The 17880-nt window shown below is 41.1% G+C and carries 18 protein-coding genes; 17 read left to right on the top strand and 1 reads right to left on the bottom strand.

Going from position 1 to position 17880, the window contains the following annotated elements; translation table 11 throughout:
- Nucleotides 1–86: 86 nt before the first annotated feature.
- From CD00_RS0106220 to CD00_RS0106140, 17 genes are all read left to right on the top strand, one after another.
- The gene (locus tag CD00_RS0106220; protein ID WP_026655171.1) at nucleotides 87–440 is read left to right on the top strand and encodes an Asp23/Gls24 family envelope stress response protein; all 354 of its coding nucleotides are present in this window, start codon (nucleotides 87–89) and stop codon (nucleotides 438–440) included.
- A gap of 25 nt (nucleotides 441–465) precedes the next feature.
- Nucleotides 466–867 (top strand): transcription antitermination factor NusB, encoded by a 402-nt coding sequence (gene nusB / locus CD00_RS0106215; protein WP_026514247.1) that lies wholly within the window; start codon nucleotides 466–468, stop codon nucleotides 865–867.
- Entirely contained in the window at nucleotides 857–2077 is a 1221-nt protein-coding gene (xseA, locus tag CD00_RS0106210; RefSeq protein WP_026655170.1) for an exodeoxyribonuclease VII large subunit, read from the top strand. The genes nusB and xseA overlap by 11 nt, the downstream gene beginning before the upstream one ends.
- A gap of 14 nt (nucleotides 2078–2091) precedes the next feature.
- Nucleotides 2092–2325: an exodeoxyribonuclease VII small subunit gene (gene xseB, locus CD00_RS0106205; protein ID WP_026655169.1), complete on the top strand. Its 234-nt coding sequence runs from the start codon at nucleotides 2092–2094 to the stop codon at nucleotides 2323–2325.
- A complete protein-coding gene (locus tag CD00_RS0106200) occupies nucleotides 2325–3269 on the top strand; it encodes a polyprenyl synthetase family protein (RefSeq protein WP_026655168.1) in 945 nt (314 codons plus the stop codon). The genes xseB and CD00_RS0106200 overlap by 1 nt, the downstream gene beginning before the upstream one ends.
- Nucleotides 3270–3275: 6 nt before the next feature.
- Nucleotides 3276–5126 (top strand): 1-deoxy-D-xylulose-5-phosphate synthase, encoded by a 1851-nt coding sequence (gene dxs, locus CD00_RS0106195; RefSeq protein WP_026655166.1) that lies wholly within the window; start codon nucleotides 3276–3278, stop codon nucleotides 5124–5126.
- Nucleotides 5127–5132: 6 nt separating this feature from the next.
- The gene (locus CD00_RS0106190) at nucleotides 5133–6035 is read left to right on the top strand and encodes a TlyA family RNA methyltransferase (protein ID WP_026655165.1); all 903 of its coding nucleotides are present in this window, start codon (nucleotides 5133–5135) and stop codon (nucleotides 6033–6035) included.
- A gap of 28 nt (nucleotides 6036–6063) precedes the next feature.
- Nucleotides 6064–6915, top strand: a complete 852-nt coding sequence (locus CD00_RS0106185; protein WP_026655164.1) for an NAD(+)/NADH kinase — start codon at nucleotides 6064–6066, stop codon at nucleotides 6913–6915.
- A 32-nt stretch (nucleotides 6916–6947) separates the two neighbouring features.
- Nucleotides 6948–7400: an arginine repressor gene (gene argR, locus CD00_RS0106180; protein WP_026655163.1), complete on the top strand. Its 453-nt coding sequence runs from the start codon at nucleotides 6948–6950 to the stop codon at nucleotides 7398–7400.
- A gap of 16 nt (nucleotides 7401–7416) precedes the next feature.
- Nucleotides 7417–9117 (top strand): DNA repair protein RecN, encoded by a 1701-nt coding sequence (gene recN / locus CD00_RS0106175; RefSeq protein ID WP_026655162.1) that lies wholly within the window; start codon nucleotides 7417–7419, stop codon nucleotides 9115–9117.
- Between the two features lie 10 nt (nucleotides 9118–9127).
- Complete coding sequence (locus tag CD00_RS0106170; RefSeq protein ID WP_026655161.1) at nucleotides 9128–9772, top strand: DUF1836 domain-containing protein; 645 nt, start codon at nucleotides 9128–9130, stop codon at nucleotides 9770–9772.
- 14 nt (nucleotides 9773–9786) lie between these two features.
- Nucleotides 9787–12216, top strand: coding sequence for an ATP-dependent helicase (locus CD00_RS0106165; RefSeq protein ID WP_026655160.1), 2430 nt, complete (start codon nucleotides 9787–9789; stop codon nucleotides 12214–12216).
- A 113-nt stretch (nucleotides 12217–12329) separates the two neighbouring features.
- Nucleotides 12330–12596 carry a hypothetical protein gene (locus tag CD00_RS0106160; RefSeq protein ID WP_051594103.1) on the top strand — a complete coding sequence of 89 codons (267 nt, stop codon included), beginning with the start codon at nucleotides 12330–12332 and terminating at the stop codon, nucleotides 12594–12596.
- Nucleotides 12597–12605: 9 nt separating this feature from the next.
- Entirely contained in the window at nucleotides 12606–14003 is a 1398-nt protein-coding gene (rlmD, locus tag CD00_RS0106155; protein ID WP_026655157.1) for a 23S rRNA (uracil(1939)-C(5))-methyltransferase RlmD, read from the top strand.
- A 563-nt stretch (nucleotides 14004–14566) separates the two neighbouring features.
- The gene (locus CD00_RS0106150) at nucleotides 14567–16375 is read left to right on the top strand and encodes a DUF262 domain-containing protein (RefSeq protein ID WP_207640457.1); all 1809 of its coding nucleotides are present in this window, start codon (nucleotides 14567–14569) and stop codon (nucleotides 16373–16375) included.
- A 125-nt stretch (nucleotides 16376–16500) separates the two neighbouring features.
- Nucleotides 16501–17022 carry a hypothetical protein gene (locus CD00_RS0106145; protein ID WP_026655155.1) on the top strand — a complete coding sequence of 174 codons (522 nt, stop codon included), beginning with the start codon at nucleotides 16501–16503 and terminating at the stop codon, nucleotides 17020–17022.
- A gap of 26 nt (nucleotides 17023–17048) precedes the next feature.
- Entirely contained in the window at nucleotides 17049–17369 is a 321-nt protein-coding gene (locus CD00_RS0106140) for a hypothetical protein (protein ID WP_207640456.1), read from the top strand.
- A 61-nt stretch (nucleotides 17370–17430) separates the two neighbouring features.
- Here the strand turns inward: CD00_RS0106140 and CD00_RS0106135 are convergent, their stop codons facing one another.
- The gene (locus tag CD00_RS0106135; RefSeq protein ID WP_026655153.1) at nucleotides 17431–17784 is read right to left on the bottom strand and encodes a helix-turn-helix domain-containing protein; all 354 of its coding nucleotides are present in this window, start codon (nucleotides 17782–17784) and stop codon (nucleotides 17431–17433) included.
- Between the last annotated feature and the right edge of the window lie 96 nt (nucleotides 17785–17880).

Genomic DNA, 17880 nt, shown 5'->3' with positions numbered 1-17880 from the left:
TGTGCTTTAATATCGTAGGAAATTATTTATTTAACTGAGAAGTGTGGTATACTATGTAGAAAGACTTAATATGAGGTGAAAGTAATATGGGAAAAGAACTTGCGGAAATCGGAGCAGTAAAGATTGCCGATGACGTTTTAGCCAGAATAGCAGCCCTTGCAGCTCTTGAAGTTGACGGTGTATCCGCCATGGCAGGTAATTATACAAGCGATGTACTTGAAAAGGTAAGTCGCAAAAATCTTGCGAAGGGAGCCAAGGTTGTAGTGGGACAGACTCAGGTGAAAGTTGATCTTTCCCTTATGATGTCTTACGGATACAATATTCCTGCTACATGTCAGCAGGCTCAGACTCGTGTTCAGACAGCTATTGAGAACATGACAGGTCTTGAAGTTACTGACGTAAATGTTAGGATTGCCGGCATTACAATGCCAAAAGCATAAAAAATATCAGAGTGAGAGAAGAATGATGAACAGAAGCTTACTGAGAGAGCAGGTATTTAAACTGCTCTTTCGTGTTGAATTTAACCCTATGGAAGAAATGCCTGAACAGGAGGAGCTTTTTACCTCAACAAGTGACGACGATTTTTCCAAACAAGATGCTGATTATATCAGAGAAAAATATGAGAAGATAGCCGAGAAACTCGATGATATCGACAAGGCTATCAATGAGAAGACAAAGGGCTGGGACACAGATCGTATGGCCAAGGTTGAGCTTACAATAATAAGGCTTGCCGTATACGAGATTAAGCACGATGATTCTGTTCCTACCGGAGTTGCTATCAATGAGGCAGTTGAACTTGCAAAGAAGTTTGGACAGGACGGTTCACCCGCCTTTGTGAATGGAGTGTTAGCTAAATTTGCGGAGTGAATATACAGTCACACAAGTTAATGCCTATATAAAGAACATGTTTACTCAGGATTTCCTTTTGAGATCAATCACAGTCAAAGGGGAGATCAGTAATTGCAGGTACCACTCTTCGGGACACATCTATTTTACGATGAAGGATTCGGGTGGTGCCATTTCTTGTGTAATGTTTCGCGGAGACAGAGACAGGGGCGGCCTTAAGTTTCAGATGAAGGAAGGGCAGCAGGTCAAAGTTTCCGGAACTGTTGATGTATATGAAAGAGATGGCAAATATCAGCTCTATGCCAGAAATATCGAACTTGACGGCGAAGGAGCTCTTTTTGAGAAATATGAAGAGTTAAAGAAGAGATTGGCGGAATCCGGAATGTTTGCTGATGAATACAAGCAGCCCATTCCGACATATATAAAAACTCTTGGCGTAGTTACTGCTTCTACGGGAGCGGCTGTGCGGGATATTATCAATGTTGCCACCCGCAGAAATCCACATATTCAGATTATTCTTTATCCTGCCATCGTACAGGGAGATCAGGCTGCCGAGAGCATAGTCAGAGGAATCGAGACTTTATCGGAAATGCAGACTGATGTTATCATTGTCGGACGTGGCGGAGGTTCTATCGAAGATTTATGGGCTTTTAATGAGGAAATTGTTGCGGAAGCAATATTTAATTGCCCTGTTCCAATCATTTCAGCAGTCGGACATGAAACTGATACAACAATAGCCGATTACGTGGCGGACAGAAGAGCACCTACACCTTCAGCGGCAGCTGAGATTGCAGTGTTTGAGTATAGAAGATTTGTGCAGGATCTCGAAGACTATTCTTATACGCTGCAAAAGAGTATGAACAGGGTAATCGGTACACTTAAGCTAAAAGAGGCAAAGTACGCCGACAGTTTAAGGCACTTAAGTCCGATGGGCAGAATAAAGGAAAAGCTTCTCAGAATGGATAAGTTGCAGGATGCGATTCAGACTCTCATGGACAGAAAAATCATGGAAGCGCGTAACAGATTCATGGTCGATGCACAGAAATTAAAGGGTTTGTCGCCGCTTGAAAGGCTTATGGGAGGATATTCGTACACAGCGGATGAAAACGGTAAGAATGTTCGCAGCATTAATCAGGTAAAAAAAGGCGATGAATTATCAATATATGTAACCGACGGAGTTATAAAGGCGGAGGCTACAGAAACTACCGCTATAGACAGAAGTAACATATAACAGGGAGATGTTTTATGGCTGCCAAAAAGGAACAGAAAGAAAAAAACAACATATCTGTCGAGGAAGCTTTTTCCAAGATAGAAGAAAAGATACAGGCGCTTGAAAAAGATGATATATCTCTTGATGATTCTTTTAAAGAATATCAGGAAGGAATGACACTTATAAAGCAGTGCCATGAGATGATCGAGAGCGTAGAGAAAAAAGTACAGAAAATTGCAACGGATGGCAGTCTGGAGGATTTTGATTAATGTCACAAAATGATTTTAATGCCGAGCTTTCAAAGAGAGCTGAGCATGTGGAAGAGATATTAAAGAAGTTTCTTCCGAAAGAAGAAGGATATGCAAAGAAAGTAATCGAGGCTATGAATTACAGTCTTTTGGCAGGCGGAAAGAGACTCAGACCTGTCATGATGCTTGAATCATATAAACTTTTTGCAGGTGAAGATGCCGATGAGGCGGTGGTAGAGCCTTTCATGGCGTCAATGGAGATGATACATACGTATTCTCTTGTACATGACGATCTTCCTGCAATGGATAACGATGAATACAGAAGGGGAAGAAAGACAACACACGCCGTATATGGCGCGGGAATGGCAACGCTTGCGGGCGATGCGCTGCTCAACTTTGCTTTTGAGACAGCGATAAACGGCGCAGTTGCAGGGGAAAAGCTATCCTCTTATGACGGAGATACAGACAACAGATATTTTGCAGCGCTTAAAGTCTTGTCAAAAAAGGCCGGAATATATGGAATGGTCGGCGGTCAGTGTGCGGATATAATGGCTGAGAATGCGACCGGTGTTCCAAAAGACGAGATGAGTGATATACTTTCATATATAGACGAAAATAAAACTGCAGCGCTTATTGAGAGCAGTCTTATGGTCGGCGCAATCCTGGGCGGAGCCTCAAAGGATTCCGTTGCAGCTATGGAGAAAGCCGGAAGCTGCGTCGGAATAGCATTCCAGATTCAGGATGATATTCTTGATATAATCGGAGATCAGGAAGAGATTGGAAAGCCTGTGGGCTCCGATGAGAAGAACAATAAGAGCACGTATGTAAGCCTTAACGGCATGGAGGCTGCATCGGCAAAGGTAAAAGAACTGTCTGAAATGGCAGAGGAGATTTTGAAAAAACAGGGATTTGAGGATTCTTTTTTGGGTAATCTGTTTGATTCTCTGATCCACAGAAGGAAATGATATGTTATGTTACTTGAACTAATAAATAAAACCGGTGATATAAAGAAAATACCCCAGCAGAGATATCAGGAACTAGCAGGGGAAATACGCCATTTTTTGATCGAGAGCATCTCAAAAACAGGTGGACATCTTGCGTCCAATCTGGGTGCGGTTGAACTTACAATGGCACTTCATTTGGCACTTGACCTTCCAAAGGACAAGATTATATGGGATGTAGGCCATCAGGCATATACACATAAGATTCTTACCGGTAGAAAAGATAAATTTGATACACTCAGGCAGTTTGGGGGACTCAGCGGATTTCCCAAAAGATGTGAGAGCAGCACAGACTGTTTTGATACGGGACACAGTTCGACTTCCATATCGGCCGGACTTGGTATGGTAAAGGCAAGAGACCTTATGGGAGAGGATTATACCGTTGTGTCTGTTATCGGCGATGGATCGCTTACGGGCGGACTTGCCTATGAAGCGCTCAATAACGCATCAAAACTTGAGACAAACTTTATCATTATCTTAAATGACAATGAGATGTCCATTTCGGAGAGCGTCGGAGGAATGAAGAAATACCTCAACAGCGTTCGTACGGCAGACGGATATCTTAACCTCAAAGAGGATATTTATGCACAGCTTAGCAGTAATCACAAGGTTGTAAACGGTATCAGAAGGGCTAAGAACAGTTTCAAACAGCTCTTTGTACCGGGAATGGTATTTGAGAACCTTGGAATTACTTATCTGGGCCCCGTAGACGGACATAACGTCGCAAGCCTTGAGAAGACCATAAAAGAGGCTAAAAAGGTCAAGAAAGCGGTTATGATACACGTTATGACCAAGAAAGGTATGGGATACGGTCCTGCAGAGAGACATCCTGCAAGATTCCACGGAACAGAACCGTTTATCGTTGAGAACGGACTTCCGAGAAATCCCAGAACCACAGCCAATTATCAGGACATTTTCAGCACTGTAATGTGTAAGCTCGGTGCGAGAAATGCCAAGGTTGCAGCAATCACTGCGGCAATGGCGGACGGAACCGGACTTAAGAGATTCAGAAACATGTATCCCGACAGATTTATCGATGCGGGAATTGCAGAGGAACATGCGGTAACATTTGCGGCAGGAATGGCAGCAGGAGGATATAAGCCTGTATTTGCGGTTTATTCATCATTCCTTCAGAGAGCGTATGACCAGATACTTGAGGATGTATGTCTTCAGAAACTCCCGGTTGTCTTTGCAATTGACAGAGCGGGACTTGTCGGAAGCGACGGAGAGACCCACCAGGGTATTTTTGATGTCGCATTCCTTTCATCGATGCCGAATATGCACATAATGGCGCCCAAGAATAAATGGGAGCTTTCGGATATGCTTAAGTTTGCGGTAGATTTTGATATGCCGATCGCAGTCAGATATCCGAGAGGAAATGCTTACGACGGGCTCAAAGATTTCAGGGCACCCGTAAAGCTTGGTAAGTGCGAACCACTTTATGAAGAGAAAGACATCTGTCTTCTTGCACTCGGATCTATGGTAAAGATAGGCGAGGAAGTGCGTAAGATCCTTAAAGACAGAGGGCTTAACTGCAGTCTTGTAAATGCACGCTTTTACAAGCCTATAGATACTGATTACATCAAGGCGGCTTCACACAGCCACAAGCTCTTTGTCACAATGGAGGAAAATGTCCTTACAGGCGGCTTTGGTGAGAAAGTCAGAGAATATGTCGATACAAACAGAATTGATGCGAGTGTGCTTAATATTGCGATCCCCGATCAGTTCGTTACACACGGAAGTGTCGACAAGCTCAGAAGTGAGCTTAAGATAGATGCAGATTCTATCGCAGAAAGAATTATGAATGAATTGCACAGGTAATGATATATGGCAAAAGAAAAGGAAAGACTGGATGTCCTTCTTGTAAACAGAGGACTTGCCGTTTCCAGAGAAAAAGCAAAAACACTTATAATGGCAGGTGACGTTTTTGTAAACGGACAGAGGGAGGATAAGCCCGGAACCACCTTTGAGGAGAGCAAGATAAAGACTCTTGAAGTAAAGGGTGATACTCTTCCTTACGTCAGCAGAGGCGGACTGAAGCTTGAGAAAGCAGTCAATAATTTCGGATTTTCTTTGGAAAAGAAGATCTGCATGGATATAGGTGCTTCTACAGGCGGCTTTACGGATTGTATGCTCCAGAACGGCGCCAGCAAGGTGTATTCCGTAGATGTCGGACACGGACAGCTTGACTGGAAGCTTAGAAGCGATGACAGAGTCGTTTGCATGGAGAAGACCAATTTCAGATATATGGTAAGAAACGATATTGATGACGATCTTGATTTTGCGTCATGTGATGTTTCTTTTATCTCACTTACGAAGATACTTCTTCCTGCCAGAAAGCTTCTGAAAGACGGGGGCGAAATGGTATGCCTTATTAAGCCCCAGTTTGAAGCAGGAAAGGAAAAAGTCGGTAAAAAAGGTGTTGTAAGAGAGCCTAAGGTACACGAAGAAGTGGTTCACAGGATCACGGATTTTGTGGATATAGCGGGATTTGAAGTTTTGCATCTTGATTTTTCCCCTATAAAGGGACCTGAGGGAAATATTGAGTATCTTATACATATAAGAAAAAATCCCGATGCCGATGAGAGAGTTATGGAACTTACGGAGGCAGAGGGTGAAAAAATCTTAAAAGAGACAGAAGTAAGAGGAGATGGATTCTCACATACTCCTGAGATGGAGAAGCTTATTTCCGAGACTGTCATGAGGGCGCATGGCAAATTAGACAATTAAGTCATCAAGTTATGCGGCGGGAGAAGATATGGAACGGTTTTGTATTGTTACGAATAAGAGTAAAGACCTGAACCTTGAAGTTACCGGTCATATCAAGGACTATCTTATTAGTCACGGTAAACAGTGCGTTGTAGCGGATTGTGCCACCGGGCTTTCAAAAGAATCAAATGCCATCGGCAGAGAATTTATGAGTTATATTCCTGAAGATACGGATTGCTGTATTGTTCTCGGAGGAGACGGAACCATGCTCCAAGCGGCAAGAAGCGTTGCGTTTCAGGATATACCGCTTCTGGGTGTCAATCTCGGAACTTTGGGATATCTTGCCGAAGTTGAAAAGAGCGGCATTGACGAGGCTATGTCACGTTTTTTGGCAGGCGATTATTATGTTGAAGACAGGATGATGCTTCGTGGTGTCATAGGAGACAGAAAAGATTATGCTCTGAATGACATTGTAATAAGCAGGGCTTCGGATATACAGGCCATAGATTACAATATTTATGTAAATGACCTTTTGCTTTACAGCTACCATGCCGATGGAATTATCATCTCGACTCCGACCGGTTCTACAGGATATAATATGTCAGCAGGAGGCCCTATTGTGGAGCCCTCGGCTAATATGATTCTTTTAACACCAATATGTCCGCATACGCTCAATTCGAGAAGTATGGTGCTTTCGGCAGATGCAAAGATTGAAGTTGAACTCCTTCCGGGACGCGGCAAACGCAATCCCAAGGTGGTCGCTGCTTATGACGGCAGCGGAGCAATCGAGCTTAATGCCGGAGATAAGATGGTGATCAATAAATCAAAGAAGATAACCAAGATTGTTAAATTTAACAGAGTAAGCTTTTTGGAAGTTCTGGGTAAAAAATTCAGTATGTAATAAAAAAGAGATTGGGGGATGATTGTCCGACGATGAAAAAGAACAGACAAGATAAGATTATCGAAGTCATTGCTAAAAACGTGGTAGAGACGCAGGAACAGCTGGTATCTCTTTTAAATCAGGAGGGATACAAGGTTACGCAGGCTACTGTCTCAAGAGATATCAGGAAACTTAAGCTTACCAAGCAGGTAAACGAAGAAGGTATTTCCAAATATGTATATACGACTGCCGGACCTGAAGTTATGCAGAGCAAGTATGTCAGCGTTTTGAGAGCCGGATTTTTGAGCATGGATGTTGCGGAGAATCTCCTTGTTGTAAAGACTGTTTCCGGAATGGCTATGGCACTTGCTACGGCTATAGATTCATTGGAGTTTAAGGAGATAGTCGGATGTATCGCGGGCGATGATACCATTATGATCGCAATAAAGAGCAAAGCGGAAGCAATGAATGTCATGGAAAGACTTCATGAAATGATGCAGCAATAACACAGAGTGGGGAAATATGTTATATAGTTTACATGTAAAGAACCTTGCCCTTATCAAAGAACAGGAAATTGAGTTTTCCAAAGGGCTTAATATTTTGACCGGAGAAACAGGTGCGGGTAAGTCTGTTGTCATCGGATCTGTCAATCTTGCTCTTGGCGCAAAGGCGGATCCTTCACTTATAAGAACAGGCGAAGAATATGCACTTGTTGAGCTTGTGTTTGGCGTAGAGAACGATCTTCAGAGGAAACTCCTGGAAGAACTTGAGATTCCCGTGGAGGAAGACGGGACACTTGTTATTCAGAGAAAGATCATGCAGGGCAGGAGTACTTCAAAAGTATCCGGCGAAACTGTCACAGCCAAGCAGCTCAAAGACATTTCAAATATTCTTATAAACATTCACGGGCAAAACGACCATCAGGAACTACTTCACAAGAAAAAGCATATAGAGATACTTGATAATTATTGCTTGGACGATCTGAACGGACTTTTTGAGCTTCTTTCAGAAGAATATTCCAAAATGAAGGAGCTTGAGAAGAAACTTTCGGAGACCGATATTGATGAAAATACCAGACTTCGTGAGACCGAACTTCTTGAGTATGAGGTAAAAGAGATATCAGAGGCCGAGCCGGTTATCGGCGAGGATGAGAAGCTTGAGACTGCCTATAGGAAAATGGTAAACGGGCGTAAGATATCAGAGGCTGCGAATATTGCTCTTAATCTTACGGGATCGGGAGAAATGGAAGAGAGTGCTTCGGATGCTGTCGGAAGGGCTGTAAGAGAACTTACATCCGTTGTTTCGTATGACAGCGAGCTGGAAGGTCTTTTATCCCAACTTTCGGATGTGGAGAATCTTTTGACCGACTTTAATCATGCTCTTTCAGGCTATCTTGACGGGCTTGAGTTCGACGACGAAGAGTTCAGGACTACGGAAGACAGATTAAACATAATAAATCATCTTAAGGATAAATACGGCGGAAGCATTGAGCAGGTCTTAAAGAGCCTTGAAGAAAAAGAGGAGAGGCTTAAGGCGATATCAGATCTTGATGCGCACAGAGACAGACTTAAGAAGGATTATGAAGAGAGTTTTGACAAGGTAAAAGAGCTTTGCGAAAAGATATCAAAGGTAAGAAGGGAAGGCGCAAAGAGTCTTCAGGAGAAACTGAAGGAAGCGCTTATCGACCTGAATTTCCTTGATGTCAGATTCGAGATAGATATAGAGAGCAGCGACGATAAGATTTCTTCAAAGGGCTATGATGAGGCTCAGTTCATGATATCTACCAATCCCGGAGAAGCGCTCAGACCGCTTGATCAGATAGCGAGCGGCGGTGAGCTTTCTAGGATCATGCTTGCGCTTAAGACTGTTGTTGCGGACAGAGATGATATCAGCACGCTCATCTTTGATGAGATTGACGCGGGTATAAGCGGAAGAACGGCATGGAAGGTGTCACAAAAGCTCGGAGAACTTTCAGCAAATCATCAGATAATCTGTATCACGCATCTTCCGCAGATTGCGGCAATGGCGGATACACATTATATGATTGAAAAGGGACTTGACGGTGGAAGGACGGTCACATCCATTTACGCTCTTTCCGAAAAGCTGTCGGAGAAGGAACTTGGAAGGCTTCTCGGAGGCGATGAACTCACCGAGGCGACTCTTTTAAATGCACGTGAAATGAAACAGATGGCTCTTGAGAAAAAAGCTTTATTAAAGGCATGAGGAACAAATAATGACTATAGATAATGACGACCTTATCAACAGTGTGATAGCGTCACTTGGCAGAATAAATGCTATTTCGCTGGATGACATCCCAAATATTGACCTGTATATGGATCAGCTCACCACATTTATGGATGAGCGTCTTAAGAGGTCAACACGTCATCCCGACACGGATAAGATACTTACTAAGACAATGATAAATAACTATGCAAAGAACGATCTTTTGCCGCCTCCCATTAGGAAGAAGTATTCAAAAGATCATATCATTTTGCTTATTTTTATTTATTATCTTAAAAATATCTTGTCGATAAACGACATACAGACTTTGCTTGAACCTTTAAAAGAAAGATTTCATGTAAGCGATGATGAGCTTAATCTCGGAAGTATCTATGAGCGTGCTTTTGCGCTTCAGGAAGAGGAACTTGAACCTGTTATAGAAGATCTTAAGAAAAAGTACGAGAGATCGCTTGAGACATTTGATGATGCAGGACTTTCCGAAGAAGAAGAGAAAAGGATGCAGATGTTTTCTTTTATTATTCTTCTTTCATACGATGTATATGTAAAAAAGCTTCTGATCGAGAAGATAATAGACAACACCATGGACAAAGAATCCAAGGATAAAGAGAAAACTCCAAAGGAAAAGAAAAAGAAGTAAGGATTTATTTATAGATGGGAATATACGATACACTTAATTCACAGCAGAAAAAGGCTGTTCTTCAGACAGACGGCCCTGTGCTTATTCTTGCGGGAGCAGGATCGGGTAAGACCAGGGTTTTGACTCACAGGGTTGCTTATCTTATTGATGAGTGCGGAGTAAATCCCTGGAATATCATGGCAATCACATTTACAAATAAGGCAGCGGGAGAGATGAGAGAAAGGGTCGATAAGATTGTCGGCTTTGGCGCAGAGAGCATCTGGGTTTCAACTTTCCATTCAAGCTGCGTTAAGATACTCAGAAGATACGCTGACAGGATCGGCTTCGGGAACAATTTTACAATCTATGATACGGATGATTCCAAGAGCCTTATGAAGGATATCTGCAAAAAGTATCAGCTCGAGACCACTCAGCTTAAGCTTAAGAGAATCATGGGAAGCATATCCACATGCAAGGACAATCTTGTTACGCCTGAGGAATATGCTCTCAATACGCAGAATGACTTTATTAAAGTCAGGATATCCAAGGCATACACTGAGTATCAAAACGCTCTTAAAAAGAACAATGCGATGGATTTTGACGATCTTATCATGAAGACGGTCGAACTCTTTAAGACAAATCCGGATGTTCTTGACAGTTATCAGGAGCGCTTTAAGTACATAATGGTCGATGAGTATCAGGATACAAACAATGCACAGTTTGAGCTTATCCGTGTACTTGCCGATAAATACAGAAACCTTTGCGTTGTAGGTGACGACGATCAGAGTATCTATCGCTTCAGAGGCGCTAATATTAGGAATATTCTTGATTTTGAGAAGGTTTATAAAGACGCCGTTGTCATTAAATTAGAGCAGAACTACAGGTCGACGCAGCAGATCCTTGATGCAGCAAATGCGGTTATCAGCAATAACGGAGGTCGCAAGGAGAAAGCTCTTTGGACTGAAATTAAAGACGGCGATATCGTTAAATTAAAGCAGTTTGATACAGCTTATGATGAAGCTGAATTTATTGCGAGCGACATTGGTAAGCTTAAGAGAAACGGGAAGCTTAACTACAGTGATACGGCAATCCTGTATAGGACAAATGCCCAGTCACGACTTATAGAAGAGCGTTTTGTCGTTGAAGGAATTCCTTATGATATAGTAGGCGGAACGAATTTCTATGCAAGACGCGAGATAAAAGATCTTTTGGCATACCTTAAAACGATTGATAACGGTCTTGATGATGTTGCGGTAAGAAGAATCATCAATGTTCCCAAGAGGGGCATCGGTCAGACCACTGTGGATTATGTTCAGGCTTATGCCGATGAGAGGCAGATAAGCTTTTATGATGCTCTTTGCGAAGCGGACCAGATAATGGCTGTTTCGAGGAGCGTAAGTAAGCTTAGTGACTTTGTTACAATGATAAGAGCGTTCAGAACCAAGATGAAGACTTATTCGCTTGAGGAGCTCTTAAAGGATGTTATCGATGTCATAGGGTATATGGATTATCTTAAGACTTTGGATGACGATGAGAATGAAGACAATGACAGGGCGCAGAACGTGGACGAGCTTATTTCCAAGATAGCTGCGTATGAGGAAAATATGGAGGAAGAGGAACCTACTCTTTCGGGATTCCTTGAAGAGGTTGCTCTTGTTGCGGATATAGACAGGATTGGTGAGGACAATGAGAAAGTTCTTCTTATGACTCTTCACAGTGCCAAGGGACTTGAGTTTGAGCACGTATATCTTGCCGGAATGGAAGAGGGAGTTTTCCCTTCATATATGGCACTTGCTACCGAGGATGCGGATCCTGAGGGTATCGAGGAAGAGAGAAGACTTTGCTATGTTGGAATTACAAGAGCCAAGAGGCATTTGACACTCACTGCAGCAAAGAGAAGGATGGTTCGCGGAGAGACGCAGTTTAATCGTCTCAGCAGATTTATTTCCGAGATTCCTTATACGATGATCGAAAGATCGGGTGCCGAGAGTAAGCCGGAATTTCTTTTCGATGACGGTGATACGATCGATGATTATGAGAGTGTTGAAGATACTTTCGGAAGTTCAAATTCCGGGATCAAGGCGTCTTATGCCAAGGAATTTGGCGCAGGTTCTTCGGGCAAGCATGTTGTCGGAAGGTCGGAGCTTGCAAATACATACAGGATAAAGGCAGTGCCTAAGCCGCCTAAGAAGGAGAAAAGGGCTGTTCCGTCAGAAAAGCCTTATATCGCATCTGCGGCGAAGACTTATGCAAGAGGTTCTCTTGCAGGTCTTTCCAAGGGAATGCCTACAACGGGCGGAAAGCCTGAGTACGGCGTGGGAGATAAGGTCAGTCATATAAAGTATGGCGTCGGCGTTGTTACTTCGCTTGAACAGGGACCAAGAGACTATAAGGTTACCGTTAATTTTGATGAATGCGGACAGAAAATCATGTATGCGGCATTTGCCAAGCTGAAGAAAATCTGAATAAGGTGTGGTATTGTGGTATACTGAATGATATAGGGTATAAAAGTCCATAATACGTACATGCTTGCATGTTATGTGTTTTGAATAATTTTTTTATGAGAAAGGGGTCACTTATGGAAGTGAAATCTAAGATTGACGATATTATTGAAATGACACGAATTAACGAACTTCTCGACAAGAGAGCGGCTGCAAATGCCAAGAAGCCTTCCAACGTGATTCTTTGGGTGCTTGCAGTTATCGGTTCAGTATCTGCAGTTGCAATCATCGCTTATCTGGTGTATCGCTATATGACACCGGCATACGAAGACGATTTCTATGATGACGATTTTGATGACTTCGACGATGATTTCGATGATGAAGAATTTATGAGAGAAAGCTAAGAACAGGCCGTGAAGAAAAAAGAAGTTATATCAGGAACAGTTAAAAGAGTGGAATTTCCCAATAAGGGAATAATTGAGACCCCGGAGGGAAAGGTCGTCGTTAAGGGCGTCCTTCCCGATCAGAAGGTCTCTGTACAAATTCAAAAAGTGAGAAAAGACAGAGCTGAGGGAAGACTTCTCGAAGTTTTGGAAGAATCTCCGGACTACGTTGAAAGCCCCTGCATCCATTTCGGGAAATGCGGAGGCTGTAGTTATCTTACCATGCCTTACGTAAAGCAGCTCGGACTCAAGGAACAGCAGGTCAGAAGTATACTTAAGCCTGCCATTGAGAGACAGAGCTCAAAAGTTACCTGGGAAGGCATAAAGACCAGCCCCGTAAAATTTGCATACAGAAATAAGATGGAGTTCAGCTTCGGTGATGAAGTCGTAGGCGGACCTCTTTGTCTTGGTATGCACAAAAAAGGAAGTTTTTATGACATCGTGACTGTCTCGGGATGCCGTATTGTTGACGATGATTACAAGGCAATTCTGAGCGCTACGCTTGATTATTTCACTCCCATGTATGAGAGGAAGGAAATATCTTTTTATCACAGAATGAAGCAGGAAGGCTATTTGAGGCACCTGCTTGTGAGACGTGCCGTAAAGACGGGAGATATTCTTGTCGATCTTATCACTACGACAAAGGAAGAACACAATCTTGAGGGATTTAAGGACGCACTTCTTAATCTTAGCTTAAACGGCAGGATTGTGGGCATTCTTCATACTAAGAATGACAGTCTTGCGGATGCGGTTATAGACGAGGGTACCGAGATTCTTTTCGGTCAGGATTATTTCTATGAGTACCTTTTGGGACTTAAATTTAAGATCAGTCCGTTTTCGTTCTTTCAGACGAACAGCCTGAGCGCGGAAGTTCTGTACAAGACTGTCCGCGGATATATCAAGAGCTTGTACGATCAGGGCAAGATCGGAAACGATGGGGTTATCTTTGACCTGTACTCCGGAACCGGCACAATTGCCCAGCTTCTTGCACCCGTTGCCAACAAGGTTATCGGTGTCGAGATTGTCGAGGAAGCTGTTGAGGCTGCCAAAGAGAACGCGCGGCTCAACCATCTGGACAATTGCCACTTCATCGCAGGTGATGTGCTCAAAGTCCTTGATGAGATCGAAGAAAAGCCCGATCTTATTATTCTCGATCCGCCCCGCGACGGAATCAATCCTAAGGCACTCACCAAGATTATCGGCTACGGCGTGCCATATATTATTTACGTTTCGTGCAAGCCTACAAGCCTTGCACGAGACCTTGAGATACTTCAGGAGAATGGATACGTCATGACCAGGGCTGTCGCTCACGATCAATTCCCCTGGACGAGCCATGTTGAGACGGTGGTTCTGCTTACTAAGCAGTGAACACAGTTGAATAGAATAACGCAGATGCCTCAACGGTGCGCTTTGCAGCTAACGTTAAAAAGTGTTAGCAGGCAGAGTGGCACCGTTATTTTTATGCCATTTTAAAAGTGTAGGGAAACTGAACTACGAGAAGGTTGAGACGGCGGTACTCCATGATTTTGAAAATGAATTCAGTTTAACGATAGCTATTGATTTATCTTAAAAATTGATCCACCTTTTTGATGTTATATAAAATTCTTTCTGTATGTAATCACATATGGAGGAAAAGAGGTGAAAGATTTAGAAAAACGCGGAATTATGCAGGTTAGCATAATTTGAGACTACTAAAAACTACTTTTGCGCGAATGAAGCGAAATAGGTGTAAATAGCTGCATTTCCGTCAGTTGACGGGTAGAGAAGATATTGTAACTGTAGGCACTGTCTATTTTTTTTGTGAGAGTGTGTGACATTTTCTAGATTGTTATTATACTAATATTTTTATGAAATGAATGGTGCGGATTATCATATTACAGTAAAAACTTTTATGCTGAGCTTAAGTGGGATATAATTAGTTAATAATGCGTATGAAGATTGTTGGTAAAACAATAACTATTCTAGATGAAATTATAATGGAGGCTTTTGATATGGCAGGTTTTGGGCATGAGGATGTAAAGATACAAGAGTTTAATGCAAGAATTCAGAGCGGAAAATACAGATTACCTTGTTTTCAACGTGATTTTAAATGGAATCCTGCAAAAATCAAGTCACTTATTAATTCTATTCAACATGGGTACCCTGCGGGGTCGCTTCTTTTTTTAGAAGTAAATAAAGATGATCCTCTTATACCGCCTCAAGAATTTAAGCTTGCAGATCCACAAAAATTCACAGAGAAACCGGAAATGCTTGTTCTTGATGGACAGCAGAGAATGACATCATGTTATCATGTATTCAATAATTTAGGCTATTATTCTTATTATATAAATTATAAGGAGTTGATGAAATTACAAAAAGATGGTGTGGAAGATTTTGATTTTGAAACATTGATAGTTAATAAGCGCCATAACTCGAATCCAGCCTCAGAACTGGAGAATGGTTTATTTCCAATTTCATTTTTAGCTGATAGATCTACCATGAGAGATCAGATTAAGAGCTATGTAAATTTGATTCAGACGGATGCTTCAAAATCAGAAATCTGTAATTTTTTAAATTATACATTTCAGGACATTGTAGATAATATATTAGACTATCAGTTTCCTGTAGTTAAGCTTCCGGAAAGTTCATCGATGGAAGCCGTTTGTAAAGTGTTCCAGACCATAAATACCACGGGATTAAAGCTATCAGTGTTCGATATTTGCGTTGCTGTGTTTATGCCTAAGGGTATTAATTTAAAACAAAGAGTGAGTGAAGCTATTGAGAACCACTCTATTGTGAAGAAGATGATTGATAAAGATGCAACTATGGTTCTTCAAGTTGTAGCTTTATTGTCAAACAAACAGCCCAATACAAATGCTTTGGCTAAACTGCTTGACCCTGATGATATAACTGACCATTGGGATGATGCAATTAATGGAATAGAACAAGCATTGATTATGTTTGATTCTTTTGGAGCAGGAACAAAAAAGAATTTAGCACTTTTACCATATTCTCCTATGGTTCCAATTGTTGCAGCAGTGTTGATCAGAATTAAGTATTTAAATATGAGTGTGCCAGAGCAGGCAGCAGTTGAGCAGAAAATAAAAACATATTACTTTACAGTAGCGCTTTCGGCTAGATATACAGAAGGTACAAATGCAAAGATACATGAAGATTTTAAGAATCTAAGGCAATGGATTACTAATGATGATATTCCTGCTATGATCTCTTATGGAGTGGATTGGAATACTGAAAAAATCGTTGAATACAATAAAAATGGAGCGTTTGGTAAGGCAGTACTTACTATTTTAAATAATAATGGAATAAAGGACTTTTATAAAAATAAGAAAGTAGGTGTGGGGGAAAATATTGAAAGCTGTGATTTGCATCATATCTTTCCAAAAGCCAAATATAAGGAGAACTATAATGACATATTAGTAAATTCTGTATTTAATTATACATGGCTTCTTAAGGATACTAATGTTTATATACAAGATGAGAGAACGCATGAATATTTAGATAAAATAATGAATGCATTAGATCTGACAGAAAAACAATTAAAGAAAAAGTTGGCCGCTCATTACATAGATGAAAAGCTTTATAACAGTTTGTACAATGAGGATTTTGTTGAATTTCTTAATGGAAGGGCGGAAGCATTCAAGAAGATGTTTATTGATGCTGGAGTTCAGTTTAAAGAAGTTAGACAGGACGAACTGGAAATAGAGAATGAGGAATATGAAGATGAGGATGAAGATGCATAATAGGAGCCCTATATACCTTGTAGGGGAGGAAAAATTAAGATTTGAATGAAAGGATATGTTATATACAAGATTGTAATGTCGGAAAAAGCAATAGATCGAATGATTAATTGATTGGAGCAATAAAAATGGCACGTGGTGAAGCGGAAAAGCGTTGCTTTGAGTACATAAGGAATGGATTGTTTGAAGAAAAAGCTTTGAATTTTAGTTTCGAAGCATACTGTGAAGATCGGATTATGTTGTCTAAGAGACCGATGGAATGTTTCTATGCTATGACAGAGCAAGATATTGAACGAGTAGAAGATGTGTTTTTTACAGCAATTCCCAATGACGATCCTAGTAAATTTCCAGATTTTGTGTCTGAGGTGGGATTTGTGGAGCATTTTCAAATTACTTCATCTGATATAACAAAGGCGGGGGCGGGTTACAAGAAAGCATTTTCACTTCATGAAAAGGAATTTAATAAAGAAGTAAAGCAACTACAGGATGAAATGGGTGAAACGCCATCATTTGATAAGGTTAGGTCAGTAAGTAGAGCATTTTCGTATAGTAATAGGCATTCTCATGAAAATCTTCTTACGTCATTAAAACAAAGTGTTGATAAGCACATTAGGAGCGAAGAGAACTATAAAGGAATAAAATCTTTTTGATTGAATATAATGAATTGTCACTTAAGATGCAGATAGATTATCCTAATATAAAGCCTGAAAGATGTTATGGCGATTTGTTGAGACGAGAGGATGTGTCTGAATATAGATTGAGTCGAGATAAAAAAGCTTTACAATATCTCTATGAAAAATGCAGTCACATCGACTATATTGTGTATGCAACGGAGTTTCTATTTGAAATAATTAAGGTTGAGGATATACCAGAGATTCTTAAATTGTTAGTAAATGATTATGAGGTTCATCCAGTAATGCTAACAACATTATCGAGCGTGTATGGGATTAGCGTTCCGATAAATCTCAGTGAAAGTAAAGAAAGCGAAGAAAAATAAAAGGTACAGACATTCAAGCTTGGAATGCCATTAGAATTTAAAGTGTTCGGATATGAACACTTTATTTTTTTTGTTTGGAATTAAGCTTTTGAGCATAAGCCAATAAATGTTTCTGTGTTGCAGAATTGTAAGTTGAAAGGGCTTCTATTAGTTCAAATAATTCAGGAGCTTCTTTTTTACTAATCATGATAAAATCAGGTTTCATGTCTTCAGATTCACCTGTTAAATAAGCTACGGAAGTACCTAAAACTCTGGCTATTACTTCGACAGTCTGAGGCGAAGGTGTTCTGTCACCATATTCGTATCTGCAATATCCAATCTTAGAAAGATTCAGTCTTCTGGCAGCTTCTGCCATAGATATTCCAAGGCTTTCTCTTGCTGATTTTAATCGTTCAGGTATAAGTTGATTTGTCATATTTGTATCCTCTTAGTTATTGACGGTAACCAATGGATAATATACAATAGTATCCATTGGATAGTATAACGTATCTTGTTATGTTAGGCAAATTAT

The organism is Butyrivibrio sp. AE3003 (assembly GCF_000686065.1).
GTDB classification, from domain to species: domain Bacteria; phylum Bacillota; class Clostridia; order Lachnospirales; family Lachnospiraceae; genus Butyrivibrio; species Butyrivibrio hungatei_A.
This window is presented reverse-complemented; position numbering and strand designations above follow the sequence as displayed.